The organism is Alkalidesulfovibrio alkalitolerans DSM 16529 (assembly GCF_000422245.1).
GTDB classification, from domain to species: Bacteria; Desulfobacterota; Desulfovibrionia; order Desulfovibrionales; family Desulfovibrionaceae; genus Alkalidesulfovibrio; species Alkalidesulfovibrio alkalitolerans.
The window spans coordinates 410,973-427,720 of record NZ_ATHI01000026.1; the positions used below are offsets into that span (position 1 = coordinate 410,973).

The 16,748-nt window shown below is 64.8% G+C and carries 14 protein-coding genes; 9 read left to right on the forward strand and 5 right to left on the reverse strand.

Annotated features, from left to right (window positions below; genetic code table 11):
* Positions 1–52: 52 nt before the first annotated feature.
* The 3 genes from DSAT_RS09370 to DSAT_RS09380 form a co-directional block, all read right to left on the reverse strand.
* Entirely contained in the window at positions 53–814 is a 762-nt protein-coding gene (locus DSAT_RS09370) for a sulfite exporter TauE/SafE family protein (RefSeq protein WP_020887261.1), read from the reverse strand.
* Positions 815–889: 75 nt separating this feature from the next.
* Positions 890–2,395, reverse strand: a complete 1,506-nt coding sequence (locus DSAT_RS09375) for an SLC13 family permease (RefSeq protein ID WP_020887262.1) — start codon at positions 2,393–2,395, stop codon at positions 890–892.
* 71 nt (positions 2,396–2,466) lie between these two features.
* The gene (locus DSAT_RS09380) at positions 2,467–3,621 is read right to left on the reverse strand and encodes a sulfotransferase family protein (protein WP_020887263.1); all 1,155 of its coding nucleotides are present in this window, start codon (positions 3,619–3,621) and stop codon (positions 2,467–2,469) included.
* A gap of 534 nt (positions 3,622–4,155) precedes the next feature.
* Here DSAT_RS09380 and DSAT_RS09385 point away from each other — a divergent pair.
* The 9 genes from DSAT_RS09385 (at position 4,156) to DSAT_RS09425 (ending at position 13,907) form a co-directional block, all read left to right on the forward strand.
* Entirely contained in the window at positions 4,156–4,716 is a 561-nt protein-coding gene (locus DSAT_RS09385; protein ID WP_040371037.1) for a 4Fe-4S dicluster domain-containing protein, read from the forward strand.
* Complete coding sequence (locus DSAT_RS09390; protein WP_020887265.1) at positions 4,713–5,627, forward strand: CoB--CoM heterodisulfide reductase iron-sulfur subunit B family protein; 915 nt, start codon at positions 4,713–4,715, stop codon at positions 5,625–5,627. The genes DSAT_RS09385 and DSAT_RS09390 overlap by 4 nt, the downstream gene beginning before the upstream one ends.
* Positions 5,624–7,582: a CoB--CoM heterodisulfide reductase iron-sulfur subunit A family protein gene (locus DSAT_RS09395; protein ID WP_020887266.1), complete on the forward strand. Its 1,959-nt coding sequence runs from the start codon at positions 5,624–5,626 to the stop codon at positions 7,580–7,582. Before DSAT_RS09390 ends, DSAT_RS09395 begins: the two co-directional genes overlap by 4 nt.
* Entirely contained in the window at positions 7,570–8,046 is a 477-nt protein-coding gene (locus tag DSAT_RS09400) for a hydrogenase iron-sulfur subunit (protein ID WP_020887267.1), read from the forward strand. The genes DSAT_RS09395 and DSAT_RS09400 overlap by 13 nt, the downstream gene beginning before the upstream one ends.
* A complete protein-coding gene (locus DSAT_RS09405; RefSeq protein ID WP_020887268.1) occupies positions 8,033–9,004 on the forward strand; it encodes a 4Fe-4S dicluster domain-containing protein in 972 nt (323 codons plus the stop codon). The genes DSAT_RS09400 and DSAT_RS09405 overlap by 14 nt, the downstream gene beginning before the upstream one ends.
* Positions 9,004–10,077 carry a 4Fe-4S dicluster domain-containing protein gene (locus DSAT_RS09410; protein ID WP_020887269.1) on the forward strand — a complete coding sequence of 358 codons (1,074 nt, stop codon included), beginning with the start codon at positions 9,004–9,006 and terminating at the stop codon, positions 10,075–10,077. The genes DSAT_RS09405 and DSAT_RS09410 overlap by 1 nt, the downstream gene beginning before the upstream one ends.
* Complete coding sequence (locus DSAT_RS09415) at positions 10,070–10,903, forward strand: FAD/NAD(P)-binding protein (protein ID WP_020887270.1); 834 nt, start codon at positions 10,070–10,072, stop codon at positions 10,901–10,903. Before DSAT_RS09410 ends, DSAT_RS09415 begins: the two co-directional genes overlap by 8 nt.
* A gap of 17 nt (positions 10,904–10,920) precedes the next feature.
* On the forward strand, positions 10,921–11,400 hold the full coding sequence (locus tag DSAT_RS09420; RefSeq protein ID WP_020887271.1) for a ferritin-like domain-containing protein: 480 nt from the start codon (positions 10,921–10,923) through the stop codon (positions 11,398–11,400).
* Positions 11,401–11,666: 266 nt separating this feature from the next.
* Complete coding sequence (locus tag DSAT_RS09425) at positions 11,667–13,907, forward strand: PAS domain S-box protein (RefSeq protein ID WP_020887272.1); 2,241 nt, start codon at positions 11,667–11,669, stop codon at positions 13,905–13,907.
* 136 nt (positions 13,908–14,043) lie between these two features.
* Here the strand turns inward: DSAT_RS09425 and gltA are convergent, their stop codons facing one another.
* Together gltA and DSAT_RS09435 are read right to left on the reverse strand one after the other, a co-directional pair.
* On the reverse strand, positions 14,044–15,465 hold the full coding sequence (gene gltA / locus DSAT_RS09430) for an NADPH-dependent glutamate synthase (RefSeq protein WP_020887273.1): 1,422 nt from the start codon (positions 15,463–15,465) through the stop codon (positions 14,044–14,046).
* Position 15,466: 1 nt separating this feature from the next.
* Positions 15,467–16,315 carry a sulfide/dihydroorotate dehydrogenase-like FAD/NAD-binding protein gene (locus DSAT_RS09435; RefSeq protein WP_020887274.1) on the reverse strand — a complete coding sequence of 283 codons (849 nt, stop codon included), beginning with the start codon at positions 16,313–16,315 and terminating at the stop codon, positions 15,467–15,469.
* Between the last annotated feature and the right edge of the window lie 433 nt (positions 16,316–16,748).

A 16,748-nucleotide genomic window follows, 5' to 3' on the forward strand; every position in this document is an offset into this window, starting at 1 on the left:
GCGGAAGCCGCGACTTCCGCCCCCGAGATACGTGCCCGGCAGTCGCGGGGCCTCAGGATGCCAAGGCGTGCAGGGACCTGAGGAGGATGAAGCCGCCAACCACGACGCAGACGACGGCCACGATCACCCGCAGCCGCCTCGCGCCCGAGCAGTGGGCGATGTGCGCGCCTATGGCGACGCCCACCAGTTCCACGGCCGTGACCCACGATCCCACGAAGAAATCGATGGCACCGAATTTGAGATTCCCGATGGTGCCGGAAACCGCGGCCACGATCTGGATGACCTGACTCGTGGCGATGGCGGTGAGAGGCGAGAAGCCCAGGATGACCATCATGGGCACGGAAAGCACCGGACCGCCCACGCCGGTCAGACCCGAGCCGAATCCGACCGTCGCGCCTATGGCGAGCAGGGCCGCGTATTTGCCCGCGGACTGCCCCTCCATGGCCAGAATGCCTTTACCGCTGTAGGGACGGTAGGTGTAGATGCCCGCGAAGATGATGATGCAGGCCAAAACGGTGTTCAGGTAGACCGCGTTGGTGAACGAATTGACCATGGCCCCCAGATAGCCGAAGAGCACCGCGCCCAGGCACACGGGTACGGTCACGCTCCAATCGATGCTGCCTTTGCGCTGGTAGAGCCAAGTTCCCACGATGCCCGTGAAGATGAAGCTGAACAGGGCCGTGGCCATGGACACGTGCGTATCGAGGCCCGAGAAGGCGGCAAGGGCCGGTATGAGCAGGATGCCGCCGACGCCGACGCAGCCGATGAGGGTGCCGACGAGAAGGGCGACAAGGGCCAGCAACAGTGTTGACATGCGAAGATTCTCCGTGCCTGGCGGGCGCTTTGCGCCCGCCAGGGGTTATGGGGTGATGGAGGATAGGGGCTTTGATCAGATGCCCGGAGGCATGATGTAGAAGTCGGACTTGAGCACAGCGATGAAGAAGACGAAGTACAGCGCCGAGACGACAAGGGAGATGACGCCTCCGATCATGCCGTAGACGAACATCCGCTTCAGGTTGGCTCCGAAGCCGACCACGATTCCCTGCGCGCCGGTGGAGGACGCGACCGCGTAGCTCCAACTGATGGCCGCGCCGACGGCCCAGATGAACGGAACCGCTCCGTATTCGAGGCCGTGCCAGTTCTTGAATGTCTCGATGACCATGGGAATCATGACGCCCGCCGCCGCAGTGTCCGAAGTCACCTGGGAAAGCGCGTTGCCGCCGGCGCTGAAAGCCAGGATGGACAACATGTCGTTGCCAGTGGCGACGAACGAACCGAGCCACTGGCCGAACACCGCGCTCGCACCGGTCTGGTTGATGATGCGGCCCAGGGCCACGGACGCGGGCCAGATGAAGAGAATGGCGATGGGAAAGTGCTTCTTGAGCGATTCGATGGAGACGATGTTTTCTCCGGGATTCTTGCGGGAAGGCATGAAAAAGAGGGCCAGGGCCAGGATGAGGAACATGCGCGAGGGGTGCATCCAGGCGAAGAACGGGCCCTTCAGGAAGTCCACGTACGCGGGCCGCAACAGCGCGAGAGCCACCACGACGAGAAATCCGAGGCAGGCGACCTTCTCTTCGTAGCTGAACGGCCCCATTTCTTCGAGTTCCTTGCGGTAGAATTCCCGGCCGCCCTTGAACGTCTGAATGTCGGGCTTCATGCAGTAGTACATGTAAAGAGTCATGGCCAGCATGACTACCAGTGATACCGGGATCATGCGCAGGGACCAGTCGATGAAGAAGACCTCGTGGCCGACGTAGCGCTGCAGGTGGCCAAGGGTGACCACGGCTTGGCCGCCGCCCAGAGGGGTAGCCATGCCGCCCACGGACGCGCCCCAGGCCACGGCGATGAGCACGTTGGAGGCGGCTGTGCTGTTCCAGCGTGCGTCGAAGGTGTTGAATCCTGCGTAGATCAACGCCGCCACGGCGATTGGGGCGAAGACCGCCGCCACGGGCGTGTTGCCCATGACGAAGCTCGCAAAGCCGGTTAGCAGGAACCAGCCGATCATCTGCTTGCGCGTGTCGTTGCCAAAGCGCAGCAGAAAATGCAGGGCTAGGCGTTTGGCAAAACCCCAACGCGCCCAAGCCACGGTCACGATGCTTGCGCCGATGATCAGGAAGGCGTCGCGATGGGCATAGGCCTCCATGACCTTGGCGATGGGCATGTATTCGTAAAAAGCCACCACGAATAGAGGCACCAGGCACGTGACCTTGATGTCGACGGCCACCGTGACCCACCAGTAAACCATCCAGAAAAGGATGCCGAAGCCCACTCGGGCATTTTCAGGGCCGAAGAGGGGTATGAATTGGACAAGAAGGAAGATTGCCGGACCCAATATGATATGGAGCCACCGGCGGCTGATGCCACAGGAGCCCTGGTCTTGCGTATCCGTCATGACTCGCTCTCCCCGATGTAACAGTGACGCGCATGGAGGCCGGGACGCTCCCCGGCCTCCGGGGCGATGGCCTACAAGGCGAGCTTGCCGTTGTAGTCCCGTTTGATGCTGAAATGGGTCTTCCACTTGCGCCAGGCGCGTTGACCCATGATCAGTTCTTCCTCGGGCGTGCCCAAGGGATAGACGTTGGGAACGTCGGCGTCGGACCACAGACCCTGTTTCTTGCGCTCCTCGCGCTGATCCATGAGCCAGTCGTTGTAGCTTTCGTAGACGATGTGGCCTTCGGGGCCGTCCAGGGTGGCGGCGCGGATGCGGCCGTCCCATTCTTCGTATTTCTCGACTTTCTCGGGCGCAGGCATCTGCGGCTCGACATCGAGCGTGTACCCCGCCTCGATCATCTCCTGCCCTGCCACGGCGGCGAAGATCCGCTGGTCGCGAGGGCTCAGCAGGTCCTTGTAGATGCCTATGTACTTGTCGCTCACGGGGCTGCCCAGGGGTTTGTGGTCGTGGGTCTGACCACGGGCTTTGGCCAGGTCGGTGGTGTGGAACTCCATCATCTGCGGGCTGTATTCCTCGCCCAGGAAGTCACAGGTCGCCCGCAGCACTTTTTCTGGCTGACGCACCAACTCCTCATAGTTGATGTCGAACCATTGATCGGCGCCCAGCTTTTCGCGCCAGGGCTTGACCGCGTTCATGCACATTTTCCAGATCTTGGCCGCGCTGTAGATGTTCGTGGGGCCGAAGGACGATTCCAGGTAGTCGGCCGAGGCGTCGCGCCCGTCGCGGGTGATGTAGATGAATTGGGCGTTGGGGAAATGCTCCAGAATGGGGCCGACGAAGAACAGGTTGTAGGGGGTCTTTTCGCCCCAGCGGGGCTTGCCGCCCGCTTCCTTGGCGAAGCGTTCGAACATGGCGCAGTAGAGCCCGGCGAAGCTCTGTTCGCGCACGCTTTCGATGATTTCGTCAACGATGGTCCGAGGGTTGACCTTCATGCCCCAGTACGGGGTCTTCAGGCCGTGGACCATCTCGGTGGCCAGGGTGCGGAAGTTGTTCTTGTCGCGCAGGTCGCCGTAGGTATGCAGATACGGGTAGAACCGAGAATAATACCAGACGACCTCGGGCACGGCTATCCTGGGATGGCAGCCCAGCATCGCCATGACCAACGTGGTGCCGGATCGTTCCGGGCCGATCATGATGATCGGTCTTTCCTTGAGCATGATCGCCATGAAAAACCTCCTGCTGTGTTTCCCATGGAAAAAGCAAGGCATGTGCCAGAAAGATGGCGACTTGTATCGTATTGTTATGTATAGTTTTTGTAAACGAGAGGGATGTGTTCGCCGCCCATCGACTGCCATATTCGTTATGAAAGTGTATCGATTTTGATTGGCTGATTGCCGTAACGGGCCTTGGGCGGCAGCCCCGGCGTGGCAGGCGCGGCTGCCCGGGGTCGTCGATCTTGGGCTGGAATAAACAAAAGAGCCTCTGGCGGCTTTACCAATCCCCTGTTTGCCCGGTAAGGACGTCTCCGCGATCATCAAATCCACACTGTATGGCCGGGAGCGCACGGCAAGAATTTCGCGCCCCAGCGGCGGGCCGCACCGCTAGCCCGGAACACGAAAATACGGCATATTTTTTGTTCCGGGGGGCAGCATGAACAAAGTGACGCTGCCGCCGTTCTCCGCTTCGCCTGTCAGCAGGGGGCTTTCGCGTCCTCCCGATCCTGGCGTCGCGGCAAATCGAAACAGGTGACGATACCCGAAATGGAAACGATAGACATGCAGGCGGCTTTCGACCCGGAGTTCGTGGCCCGGGTCCAGGCGGAAAGCGGACAAAACCTGGCCCTGTGCTACCAGTGCGGCAACTGCACCGCCGGGTGCCCCTACACCTTCGCCTACGACATCCCGGTCAGCCAGATGATGCGCCTGGTCCAGATGGGCCGCAGGGAAAAAGCCCTGCGCGCCCGGTCCCTGTGGCTGTGCGCTTCGTGCGAGAGCTGCACCACGCGCTGCCCCAACGACATCGACGTGGCCCGGGTGATGGATGTGATGCGCCACATGGCGCGGCGCGCGGGGTATGCGCCCGAGAAGGCCGTGAAGAGCTTCTGGGATTGTTTCCTAGACTCCATGCGCAAGCACGGGCGGGTCTACGAGCTTGGCCTTGTGGCCGACTACGTGGCGCGCACCGGCCGCTTCTGGACCGACGCGGACCTTGGCCCGCGCATGCTGCTCAAGGGCAAGCTGTCGCTTAAGCCGCACGACATCCAGGGCAAGGACGAGGTGCGCAGGATTTTCGAACGCTTCGCCGCCAGGAGCGGATCATGAGCCAGGCCCTGACCTACGCCTACTATCCCGGCTGCTCGGGGCTTGGCACCTCCCGCGAGTACGACCTGTCCACCCGCGCCGTGTGCGAGGCGCTGGGCATCGTCCTGGCCGACGTTCCCGACTGGAGCTGCTGCGGATCGACTCCCGCCCATACCGTGGATCACGTGCTCAGCGCAGCGCTGGCCGCGCGCAATCTCGCCAAGGTGGAGGCCATGGGGCGGGACACGGTCGTGACTCCCTGCCCCAGTTGTCTGACCAACCTGCGCACCGCCAGCCATCGCATGGCCGACGACAGTTTCCGCGAGCGGACCAACGCCTTGCTGGATGCGCCGTGCCAGAACGCCGTGACCGCCAAGTCCGTGCTCCAGATTGTGGTCGAGGACTACGGCATTGAGCGGCTGTCCCGAAAGGTGGTCCGCCCGCTCGCCGGTCTGCGGGTGGCCGCGTACTACGGCTGCATCATGAACCGGCCGCCCGAGGTGATGGCCTTTGACGACCACGAGAACCCCATGGCCATGGACGACATCCTCTCCGCGCTGGGCGCGGACGTGCGCCCCTTCCCGCTCAAGGTCGAGTGCTGCGGGGCCTCCTACGGCGTGGCCCGGCGCGACATCGTGGCCCGGCTCTCGGGCAGGCTCTTGGACGCGGCCGCGGACGTCGGCGCGGACATGGTGGTCGCGGCCTGCCCCCTGTGCCAGATGAACCTGGACCTGCGGCAGGAGCAGATCAACAGCGCGAACAGGACCAGCCACCGCATGCCGGTACTCTATTACACCCAGCTCATGGGTCTGGCGCTGGGAATCCCTGAGGAGAGGCTTGGGCTGGACAAGCTCTGCGTGAGCCCGCGCAAGGTCTTGCGCGCCGCGGCCGGGCGGGCCGAGGCCGCGAAGGCTCAAGGGAGCGGGGCATGAGGATCGGCGTTTTCGTCTGCCACTGCGGCAGCAACATCGAAGGGACCGTGGACACCACGAGCGTGGCCGCGATGGCCAAAGGCTACCCGGACGTGGCCTACGCCACGGACGTCATGTACTCCTGCTCCGAGCCAGGACAGGAGGCCATCGTCAAGGCGGTGCGCGAGAAGGGTCTGGACGGCGTGGTCGTGGCCTCGTGCTCCCCGCGCATGCACGAGACCACGTTTCGGCGCGCCGTGGAGCGAGCCGGGCTGAACCGCTACATGCTTGAAATGGCCAACATCCGCGAGCACGTCTCGTGGATCGGCAAGAATCGCGAGGCCAACACCAACAAGGCCGCCGAGCTCGTGCTCCTGGCCGTGGAAAAGCTGCGCCGCAACAAGGCGCTCTTTCCCAAGAGCTTCGACATCACCCGCCGCGTGCTGGTCATCGGCGGCGGCGTGGCGGGCATCCAGGCCGCCCTGGACTGCGCGGACGGCGGGCTGGACGTGGTGCTGGTGGAGAAGACCTCCACCATCGGCGGCAAGATGGCCAAGCTCGACAAGACGTTCCCCACCGTGGACTGCTCCAGTTGCATCCTCGGGCCCAAGATGGTGGACGTGGCCCAGCACGAGAAAATCGCCCTGCACGCCTGCGCCGAGATCGAGAGCGTCAGCGGGTACGTGGGCAACTTCGAGGTCGCGATCCGCAAGAAGGCGACCTACGTGGACTGGAGCCTGTGCACCGGTTGCGGCCTGTGCATGGAGAAGTGCCCGAGCAAGAAGTCGCACGACGCCTTCAACGAGGGCGTGGGGCCGACCACGGCCATCAACATCCCGTTCCCCCAGGCCATACCCAAGAAGGCGGTCATCGACGCCAAGTCCTGCCGCCAGTTCCTCACGGGCAAGTGCGGCGTCTGCGCCAAGGTTTGCCCGTCGGGCGCCATACGCTACGAGATGGCGGACGAGGTGATCACCGAAAAGGTGGGCGCGATCGTGGCGGCCACGGGCTTCGACCTCTTCGATCACACCAGGTACGGCGAGTACGGCGGCGGCCGCTATCCGGACGTCATCACCTCGCTGCAGTACGAGCGCCTGCTCTCGGCCTCCGGCCCCACCGGCGGCCACGTCAGGCGGCCCTCGGACGGCCGCGAGCCCAAGACGGTGGTTTTCGTGCAGTGCGTGGGATCGCGCGACAAGTCCGTGGACCGTCCCTATTGCAGCGGCTTTTGCTGCATGTACACGGCCAAGCAGGCGATCCTGACCAGGGACCACATCCCGGACTCGCAGTCCTACGTCTTCTACATGGACATCCGCGCGCCGGGAAAGCTCTACGACGAGTTCACCCGCCGGGCCATGGAGGAATACGGGGCGCGCTACGTGCGCGGCCGCGTCTCCATGATCTACCCCAAGGGCGACAGGCTGCTGGTGCGCGGCGCGGACACCCTGATGGGCGAGCAGGTGGAGGTGGAGGCGGACCTCGTGGTCCTGGCCGTGGGCGCACAGGCCGCCGTTGGCTCCTCCGAACTGGCCGAGAAGCTGCGTATTTCCTACGACAAGTACGGCTTCTTCATGGAGAGCCACCCCAAGCTCAGGCCCGTGGAGACCAACACTGCAGGCGTCTATCTGGCCGGGGCCTGCCAGGGGCCAAAAGACATCCCGTCCTCGGTGGGGCAGGGCAGCGCGGCCGCGAGTAAGGTTTTAGGGCTCTTCGCCAAGCAAAAGCTGGAGAGCGATCCCCAGATATCCCAGGTCGATCAGCGCCGCTGCGTGGGCTGCGGCAAGTGCGCCCTGACCTGTCCCTTCGGGGCCGTCAAGATGGTCGACGTGCGCGGCGAGCCCAAGGCCGAAGTCGTCGAGACCGTCTGCCAGGGCTGCGGCATCTGCGTCGTGACCTGCCCGCAAGGGGCCGTGCAGCTCGATCACTTCACCGACAACCAGATTCTCGCGGAGGTGAACGCGTTATGCCAATCCTAGCCGACAAGGAGCTGCGCATCGTCGGCTTTCTGTGCAACTGGTGCTCCTATGGAGGGGCCGACACGGCGGGCGTGGGCCGCTTCAGCCAGCCCACGGACCTGCGCATCATCCGCGTGCCCTGCTCGGGCCGCATCGATCCGCTCTTCATCGTCAAAGCCCTGTTGAACGGAGCAGACGGCGTGCTGGTTTCCGGCTGCCACCCCAAGGACTGCCACTACGGGCAGGGCAACTTCTACGCCCGGCGGCGGTTGGAGACCCTGAAGCGCTTCTTGCCCATCATCGGCGTGGAGCCAGGCCGTTTCGAGTACACCTGGGTTTCGGCCTCGGAAGGGCAGCGCTGGCAGCAGGTGGTGCAGCGTTTTACGGAACAGGTCCATGCCCTGGGGCCGTCGCCCGCCAGCGCCGTGTTCGGAAGCTGCCGCGAAATCCCCGGCGAGAAGGGAGGCAGCGGTGTCGGCTCTTGAGATGCTGAAGGATAAAATCAGGGAGGCGCTGCCGTCCCTGGAGTTCGTCATCGGCTGGGAGCAGGGTTTCGACGCCCTGCACGCCACGCCGTTTTTCATGCGCACGGCCGAGGATGTCGAGAAGCTGGTCTTCGGCCCCTTGTGCGTGCACAACCTGAGCACCTATCTGCCGTCGTTCAGGGGCAGGAAGGTCGGGATCGTGCTCAAGGGATGCGACAGCCGGGGCGCGATCGAGCTTATGCAGGAGAAGCTCGTGGAGCGGGAGAATGTGGTCATCTTCGGCCTGCCCTGCTCCGGCGTGGCTGACCTGGCCAAGCTTGGGCGCTTCGCGGGCGACCTCGACCGCGTCTTGGCCGTGACGTGGGACGACGAGACCTTCGTCCTGACTACGCCTGCGGGCGAGGTGCGCGTGCCGCGCGAGGCCGCCTTGGCGGACAAGTGTTTGACCTGCCAGTTCCCGAACGCCCTTGAGGCGGATCATTTCGCGGGCGAGCCGCTGCCGCCCGCCACGGGGCCCGATATGGGATCCGATCGGGGAGGCGAGGAGCTGGCCGCCCTGGAGGCCATGGCCCCGGCGGACCTGATGGCGTACTGGGCCGAGGCCATGGAGCGCTGCATCCGCTGTTACGCCTGTCGCAACGCCTGTCCCATGTGCGTTTGCCGCGACCACTGCATCGCGCACCGGCGCGATCTCCAGTGGCTCGGCCAGGACGACACGCCGCGCGAGAAGCTCATGTTCCAGTTGATCCACACCTTGCATCTGGCGGGCCGCTGCACCGAGTGCGGTGAGTGCCAGCGGGCCTGTCCCGTGGGCATCCCCATCCTGGCGCTGCGCCGCAAGATGAACCGGGTGATCCGCGAGTTGTTCGACTACCAGGCGGGCCTGGACCTTCAGGCCGTGCCGCCGCTCTTCACCTTCCAGGTGGAGGAGGCCAACATCGAGGAACGGAAGTGGTGATGAGCGCCGCCGCATATCTGCCCGCCCCACGGCTTGGGGAGTGGCTGAAGGAACTCTCCGGCCGCTACCTGGTGCTGGCCCCGCAAGCGCGGGGCGACACCGTGGTCTTCGCGCCTTTCACCGGGGATGCCGAACCCGTGCTCGATCGCGACGCCGCCATGCCTCCCAAGCAGGCGGTCTTTCCGGCCACGGAGGAACTGTTGCGCTACCGCCGCGTCAAGGATCCGGAGGATCCAGGCAAGGTGGACGTTGAAGTGTCGGCCTCCCTGCGCGCGGTTGAAACCGTGGTCTTCGGGGCCAAGCCCTGCGGCGCGCGCGGTTTTCTGGCCTACGACCGGGTCTTTCGCTCGCCCGCGATCAGCGATCCCTACTATGCCGCTCGCCGCGCCAAGACGCTTTTCATCACCATGGCCTGCGCCGCGCCTGGAAACTCCTGCTTCTGCCACTGGGTGGGCTCCGGCCCGTCCGATTCCTCGGGCTCGGATATCCTGCTCACCCCGGTTGCGGACGGCTTCGTTGTCCAGGCCGTGAACGAGCGCGGGGAGGAGTTGATGAACAGCCCGCTGCTCGAACCCGCCGGGACACGGGAGGCGAAGGCCAGGGAGATCCAGGACGCGGCCGCCAAGGCCCTTCCCGCGGCCCCCGACATCTCGCGGGCCAAGGACAGCCTCATGGCCGTGTTCGAGGACCTGGCCTTCTGGGAGGAGGTCTCGGCCAAGTGCATCAGTTGCGGGGCCTGCACCTACCTGTGCCCGACCTGCTATTGCTTCGACATCGGCGACGAGGACAAGGGCATGAGCGGGCGGCGGCTGCGCACCTGGGACAACTGCATGTCCTTCCGCTTCACCCTTGAGGCCAGCGGGCACAACCCGCGGCCCACCAAGGCTCATCGCCTGAGGAACCGGGTCGGCCATAAGTTCAGCTACTATCCCGCGCTGCACGGCGGGGCCGTGGCCTGCTGCGGTTGCGGCCGGTGCGTGCGCCTGTGCCCGGTGAGCGTGGACATCCGGGAGATCGTGCTGGCCGCCATCGCCAGGGCCGCCCGCGTCCGCGAGGAGAGCGCCCATGACTGAGATCAATCCCTATCTGCCGGAACCGGCGACCATCCTGGAGACGATCCAGGAAACGCCGACCATCAAGACCTTCCGGGTACGGCTGGACGATCCCGCGAAGATGCGGTCCTTCTCCTTTCAGCCCGGCCAGGTCGGCCAGCTCTCAGTCTTTGGCGCGGGAGAGGCCACCTTCGTCATCAACTCCTCGCCCACGCGCCTGGACCATCTGCAATTCAGCGTGATGCGGGCGGGCGAGGTCACGTCGCGCCTGCACGGCCTTGCGGCCGGAGACAAGGTGGGCGTGCGCGCCCCCCTGGGCAACCACTTTCCCTACGAGGCCATGAAGGGCAGGGACATCGTCTTCATCGGCGGCGGCATCGGCATGGCTCCGTTGCGCACGCTGCTCCTGTTCATGCTCGACAACCGCGCCGACTACGGCAAGATCAGCCTGCTCTACGGCGCGCGAAGCCCTGTGGACATGGCCTTCAAGGCCGACCTGCCGGATTGGACCGCGCGTTCGGACATGACCACGGTGCTGACCATCGACCGCGAGGCCGAGGGCTGGGAACACACGGTGGGCCTCATCCCCAACGTCCTGCTGGAGATGGCTCCCTCGCCGGACAACGCGGTGGCCGTGACCTGCGGGCCGCCGATCATGATCAAGTTCACGCTGCAAGCCTTGAAGCGGCTTGGATTCGGCGACGAACAGATCTACACCACCCTGGAGAAGCGCATGAAGTGCGGCGTGGGGCTCTGCGGCCGCTGCAACATCGGCGCGAAATACGTCTGCGTGGACGGCCCGGTGTTCAGCTACGCGCAATTGCGCGAACTGCCCAACGAGCTTTGAAACGCCAGGAGGAAGCCATGGCTGAGTTCTTCAAGGCCGCCGAGGTGGTCGCCGCCGCAGTGGAGATCGAGAAGCGCGGGCAGGCCTTCTACCGACGTCTGGCCCAGGCCGCACAAAGCGACGAGGTGAAGCGCTTTTTCGAGTATTTCGCCGCCGAGGAGGCCCGGCACGAGAGCGTCTTCAAGGGGCTCGCGCGGCAGGTCGGCCCGGTGGAGCTTCCCGCCTGGAGCACCCAGGAGGAGTACGCGGACTACCTGCGTGCGCTGCTCGACTCCCACACCTTGTTCACGCCGGGGCTGGCCGAAAGCCTCGACGACCGGGGAGGGGACCTTGCCTGGGCGCTTCATCTGGCCATGAGTTTCGAGAAGGATTCCCTACTCTTTTTTATGGAGATGATCTCCCTGGTGCCGCAGGAGCAGCGCGTCCACGTGCAGCGTTGCATCGAGGAGGAGCGGCTGCATCTGCGACAACTCGGGGAGATGCTGCAACACGCTTGATCAGGCGGCGCGCGATCCGTGAAGTCGGAATGGGGGCGCGGACACGCATTACGTTCTGACATGGCAAGGTCTCGCGCGGAGGCATCCACATCTCCGGCCTTTGTTCGCGAGTTTCGTCTCGTTCCCGCCCTGGTCGCGGCGCGACAACGGCTTGACGAATTTCGAAGAGTGTTCAAGGATTCGCCGAATCTGGCAGCTCCGGTATCGACCGGCGCTGCGTCCGGATTTGTTTGCAGATCGCAAACGCCCAATTCGAGGAACCGAGCATGTCCATGTCACGCCCTGAAGACCATCCGGGCTCGCGCGCCGAAACGTCGCCCGACGCCGGAACTGCGGGCGACGCCGGGCGTGCCGCCGAGCCGGGGCAATCCCCCGCCATTTCTCCCGATGTCCTGGTGCGCCTTTTCCTCGATCAGTCGCAGGACGGGATCGTGGTGCTCGACCAGCATGGCGCGGTCCAGGCCGCAAACCGGCGTTTCGCGGACATGCTCGGATATTCTCCCGACGAGATCCGGCGACTCCATGTCTGGGACTGGGAAGACCAGACCTCGAAAGGCGAGTTGCAGGAAATACTCGACCGGCCCGGCGAATTCGGCGACCTCTTCGAAACCCGGCACCGCCGCCAGGATGGGACCACGCTGGAAGTGGAGATCGCGATAACCAGGGTTGCGGTCAACGGGCAGAGATTCGACCTGTGCGTGTGCCGGGACATCACCCGCCGTCGGCTGATGGAGCGCAGCTTGCGCGAGAGCGAGGCCGCCTTCCACAAGATTTTCGAGGAATCCTCGAATCCCATCATGCTCATGCGCGGCGATCGCTTCGTCAACTGCAACCGGGCCACGCTGTCGTTTCTGGGCCTTGTGGACAAATCCGAGTTCTTGGACCGCACGCCTGGGGACATATCTCCGTCGCATCAGCCGGACGGCGATCTTTCCGCCGAATCGGCCGCGAAGCACATTGCCAGGGCGATGCGCGATGGCCTTCACCGTTTTGAATGGACGGTCCTGCGCACGGACGGCCGCTCCCTCCTGCTCGAAGTGGCGCTCATGCCCATGACGTTGAACGGTGAGGAACTGCTGCACGTCACCTGGCTCGACGTCACCGAGCGCAGACGTGCGGAAGAGGCCCTGCGCAGGCAGACGGTCATGTTCCAGAACCTTTTTCGCGGCTCGCCGGACGCCATCGCCATGCTCGACGAGGAGGATTGCGTCGTGGAGGTCAACGAGGCCTTCCTGACGCTTTTCGACTACTCCCGTGAAGAGGTCGTGGGAAAATCGATCAACAGCCTGGTCGCTCACGGACAGGTCTCCACGGACGCGGCGCAGTTCTCCCGAATCGTTTACGGGAGTCGGCGAGCGGTGGAGCGGCAGACGGTGAGGTGCAAACGCGACGGCACGCCCGTGGACGTGACCGTGATCGGCTACCCCATCGTTTACGAAGGCAAGGTCATCGGGGCCTACGGCATCTACCGAGACATCACGGAGCGAAAGCGGGCCGTGGAGGCCCTGCGCAAGAGCGAGGAACGCTTCGCCAAGGCCTTCAACTCCAGTCCCGCGCCGCTGATCATCTCGGAGACGGCCACCGGACGTTTCATCGCCGTGAACGACCGCTGGATCAGGATGCTCGGATACGACCGGGAAGAGCAGATCGGGCGGACCTCCAAGGAGGTCGGCATCTGGGCCGACCCGGCGCAGCGCGACCGGGCCATCGAAAGACTGCTCAGGGACGGAGCGCTCAAGGACTTTCCCGTAGATTTCAAGACGAAGTCGGGACGGATACGCTCCGCGCTGTGGTCCGCCGAACTCATCACCATGGACGAAAGGGAGGTCATGCTTTCGTTCATCTTCGACTACACGGAACGAAAGATCGCCGAGGAGGCGCTGTTCAAATCGCTGAAGGAGAAGGAGACGCTGCTCAAGGAGATCCACCATCGCGTCAAGAACAACCTGCAGATCATGGTCAGCCTCATCAGCCTGCAGACGATGGACCTTGAGGACGGCGACGCGGTGGAAATGTTCAAGAACCTGCGCGAGCGGGTGCACACGATGGCCTTGATCCACGAGCAACTCTATTCGAGCGGCAACCTGAGCGAGGTGGACATGTCGGAGTACTTGGAGCTGCTCGCGCAAAACATCGGGAGCGTCTTCAGAACCCCAGGGCGGTGCGTGGACCTGCGCATCGAGGCGGATGACATTCTGCTCGGCATCGATCAGGCCATCCCGTGCGGATTGCTGCTCAACGAACTGATCTCAAACGCCTACAAGCACGCCTTCCAGGCCGCAGGCGCGGGCAATTTGCACGTGCGGCTGCGCATGATCGGGCATATGGTTGAACTGATCGTCCAGGACGACGGTCTGGGGCTTCCGCCGGATTACGAGGCGCGCGATTCCCTGGGCATGAAGCTGATTCGAACGCTCGTGGACCAGCTCAGGGGAAGCCTGGAGGTTTCCTCGGAGCGGGGCAGCCGCTTTCGCGTCAGCTTTCCGCGCGAAGAGAATGGAGCGTGAGTGCGGCAGGCTGACGTGCCGATCTCGACCTGCGCTTCCAAATCGTGTTTCGCTACGCCGGAGCGCCCCGTCGCATACGGTCCGTGGGGAGATCCCCCGGAGTGCGGATCGCGACGAGAGGCCGACAGCGGGGGCGTCAGCCGCCTTCGGCTATGCCCAGGCGGCGGGCGATCTCCTTGGCGGCGCGGCGGCCCGCGCCCATTGCCGAGATAACCGTGGCCGAGCCGGTCACGATGTCTCCGCCCGCGTAAACATTGGGAATCGACGTTTCGCCCGTGGTTCCGTCAACGGTGATGTATCCCCAGCGGTTCAGGCTCAGGTCCGGGGTGGCTTCGAGCAGCACCTTGTTTGCCCGCGCGCCCACGGCCATGATGGCCATCTGGGCCGGAATGTCGAAGCATTCGCCAGTGGGGGCGGGAGAGCGGCGTCCGCTGGCGTCGGGCTCGCCCAGGGCCTGGCGTTCCAGGCGCAGGCCTGTCAGGCGGCCTTTCTCGTCGCCCATGAGTTCGAGCGGGTTGGCCAGGAACTCGAAGCGCACGCCTTCCTCCTCGGCATGCTCGATCTCCTCGCGTCGTGCGGGCATCTCCCCGCGCGTGCGGCGATAGACTACGGTGACGCGCTCCGCGCCCAGGCGCAGGGCGGTGCGGGCCGCGTCCATGGCCACGTTGCCGCCGCCCACGACCACGGCCTCTCTGGCCGGGAAGATGGGCGTGCTGTAGGTGGGGAAGGCGTAGGCCCGGCCCAGGTTGGCCCGGGTCAGGTACTCGTTGGCCGAGAACACGCCCACCAACCCCTCGCCCGGAATGCCCAGGAAACGCGGCAGGCCGGCGCCCACGCCCACGAAGACCGCGTTGAAACCCCAGACGAACAATTCGCGGATGGTGAAGGTGTTGCCGCCCACCCAGTTGGTGTGGAACTCCACGCCCAGGGTGCGCAAGGCGTCGATCTCGCGCTTGACCACGGACTTGGGCAGCCGGAATTCTGGGATGCCGTAGACCAAAACCCCGCCAAGCTCGTGCAGGGCCTCGTAGACCTCCACTTTGACCCCGCGAGCGGCCAGGTATCCGGCCACGGTCAGGGAGGAGGGGCCAGCCCCGATGCAGGCCACGCGCGCGCCTTCGAGCGGCTGCGGGCAGGCGATGGCCCCGGTGAGCAGCTCGCAGGCCGACAGGGCGTGGAAATTGTCGGCCACGAAGCGTTCCAGGCGGCCGATGGCCACGGGTTGGCCCTTCCTGCCCAGGATGCACGCGCCCTCGCATTGGGTCTCCTGGGGGCAGACCCGGCCGCAGACCGCGGGCAGCGAGTTGTATTCACGCAGCACGGCGTAGGCTCCGGCCACGTCGCCCTTCGCAAGACTGGCGATGAAGCCCGCGATGTCGATCTCCACGGGACAGCCCGCGCGGCACGCGGGCTTCTTGCATTGCAGGCAGCGGGCCGCCTCGGCCTGAGCCTGCTCCAGGGAATAGCCCAGGGCCACCTCGCGGAAATTGCGCACGCGCTCGGCCGGGTTTTGCAGCGGCATGGCGATGCGCGATGCGATCTTCTTCTTCGCCGCCATACTAGCCTCCCGCGACTTCGAACTGCTTCTTGAAGCGTTCGAGCTCCGCCCGTTCCTGGCCGTGGAACTGCTCCAGGCGGTTGCGCAGTTCGGCGAAATCCACCTTGTGCGCGTCAAATTCCGGGCCGTCCACGCAGGCGAAACGCATCTCGCCGTCCACGGTGCAGCGGCAGGCCCCGCACATGCCGATGCCGTCCACCATGATGGTGTTCAGACTCACGGTGGTCTTGATGCCAAGCGGTCGCGTGACCTCGGCGACGGCCTGCATCATGGGCACCGGGCCCACGGCCACCACCTCGGCCACCTCGGGGCCGCGCGAAAGGCGTTCAGCGAGCGCGTCGGTGACCAGACCCTTCACGCCCATGCTGCCGTCGTTGGTGGCCACCGAGACCTCGGCGCAAAAGCGCGACAGTTCGGCGTGGAAGAGAAGCAGGGCCTTGGTGCGCGCACCGATGACCGCAGTCACGCGGTTGCCTGCCAGATAGTGGCCCTTGGCGATGTGGAACATGGCGGCCACGCCCGTGCCGCCACCCACGCAGACCACGTCGCCCTTGCGCTCGATGTGCGTGGGCTTGCCCAGGGGGCCGCACACGTCGGGAATCACGTCGCCCTCGTGTAAAAGGTTCAGCCTGGCCGTGGTCTTGCCCACCACCAGGAAGACGATGGTGATGGTGCCGGACGCGGGGTCGGCGTCGGCGATGGTCAGGGGAATTCGCTCTCCCTGGGCGTGGACGCGCAGGATGATAAAGTTGCCTGGCCTGGCCTTGTGGGCGATGTGCGGGGCGTGCAGGACCATCTGGCTGGTCATGCCGGGGATGAGTTCCCGCTTGGTGAGGATGCGTGCGCTCATGAACGGACCTTCGTGGCTGACGCGGGGCGGGCCGGGCCGGGCCCGCCCCGCGCTCCGGCGGGCTTGTCCGCGGGGTTGCCGCGGCGGTCGTGAAAAAAAGAGCCGATGGCCCCTGAAGCGGGTCCACGGGCGTGACTTCAGAGCATGCCAGAATCCGGGCCGGAAAGAGATCGCCCGAGCGTCCGGGACGATGGCCCCTGGGCGGAGCGGGTGCGAGCGGCGAAAGGCGCGGACCGTGGCCGCAGAAGGGGTATCGTTCTTGGCGGCGCATGTCCAGTCAAAACGCGGTCCTGCCAGCGCGACCCGCAGGGGAGTTTGAGCAATGAAAAGGTTCGGGCGTGCCCGCGAGGCGGCGCTTCCCGCTGATCGTTCTTTACAATCGGTTACTATTGTGGTTTATAATGACTTATTGTCGTGTGAAGCGTTCGGAAGG

Bases quoted from the DNA above. Each gene is read 5' to 3' on its own strand.
- gltA (WP_020887273.1), bottom strand. From the start codon at position 15,465: ATGGCGGCGAAGAAGAAGATCGCATCGCGCATCGCCATGCCGCTGCAA.
- DSAT_RS09400 (WP_020887267.1), top strand. From the start codon at position 7,570: ATGCCAATCCTAGCCGACAAGGAGCTGCGCATCGTCGGCTTTCTGTGC.
- DSAT_RS09415 (WP_020887270.1), top strand. From the start codon at position 10,070: ATGACTGAGATCAATCCCTATCTGCCGGAACCGGCGACCATCCTGGAG.
- DSAT_RS09380 (WP_020887263.1), bottom strand. From the start codon at position 3,621: ATGGCGATCATGCTCAAGGAAAGACCGATCATCATGATCGGCCCGGAA.
- DSAT_RS09420 (WP_020887271.1), top strand. From the start codon at position 10,921: ATGGCTGAGTTCTTCAAGGCCGCCGAGGTGGTCGCCGCCGCAGTGGAG.
- DSAT_RS09435 (WP_020887274.1), bottom strand. From the start codon at position 16,315: ATGAGCGCACGCATCCTCACCAAGCGGGAACTCATCCCCGGCATGACC.
- DSAT_RS09385 (WP_040371037.1), top strand. From the start codon at position 4,156: ATGGAAACGATAGACATGCAGGCGGCTTTCGACCCGGAGTTCGTGGCC.
- DSAT_RS09370 (WP_020887261.1), bottom strand. From the start codon at position 814: ATGTCAACACTGTTGCTGGCCCTTGTCGCCCTTCTCGTCGGCACCCTC.
- DSAT_RS09395 (WP_020887266.1), top strand. From the start codon at position 5,624: ATGAGGATCGGCGTTTTCGTCTGCCACTGCGGCAGCAACATCGAAGGG.
- DSAT_RS09390 (WP_020887265.1), top strand. From the start codon at position 4,713: ATGAGCCAGGCCCTGACCTACGCCTACTATCCCGGCTGCTCGGGGCTT.
- DSAT_RS09410 (WP_020887269.1), top strand. From the start codon at position 9,004: ATGAGCGCCGCCGCATATCTGCCCGCCCCACGGCTTGGGGAGTGGCTG.
- DSAT_RS09425 (WP_020887272.1), top strand. From the start codon at position 11,667: ATGTCCATGTCACGCCCTGAAGACCATCCGGGCTCGCGCGCCGAAACG.
- DSAT_RS09375 (WP_020887262.1), bottom strand. From the start codon at position 2,395: ATGACGGATACGCAAGACCAGGGCTCCTGTGGCATCAGCCGCCGGTGG.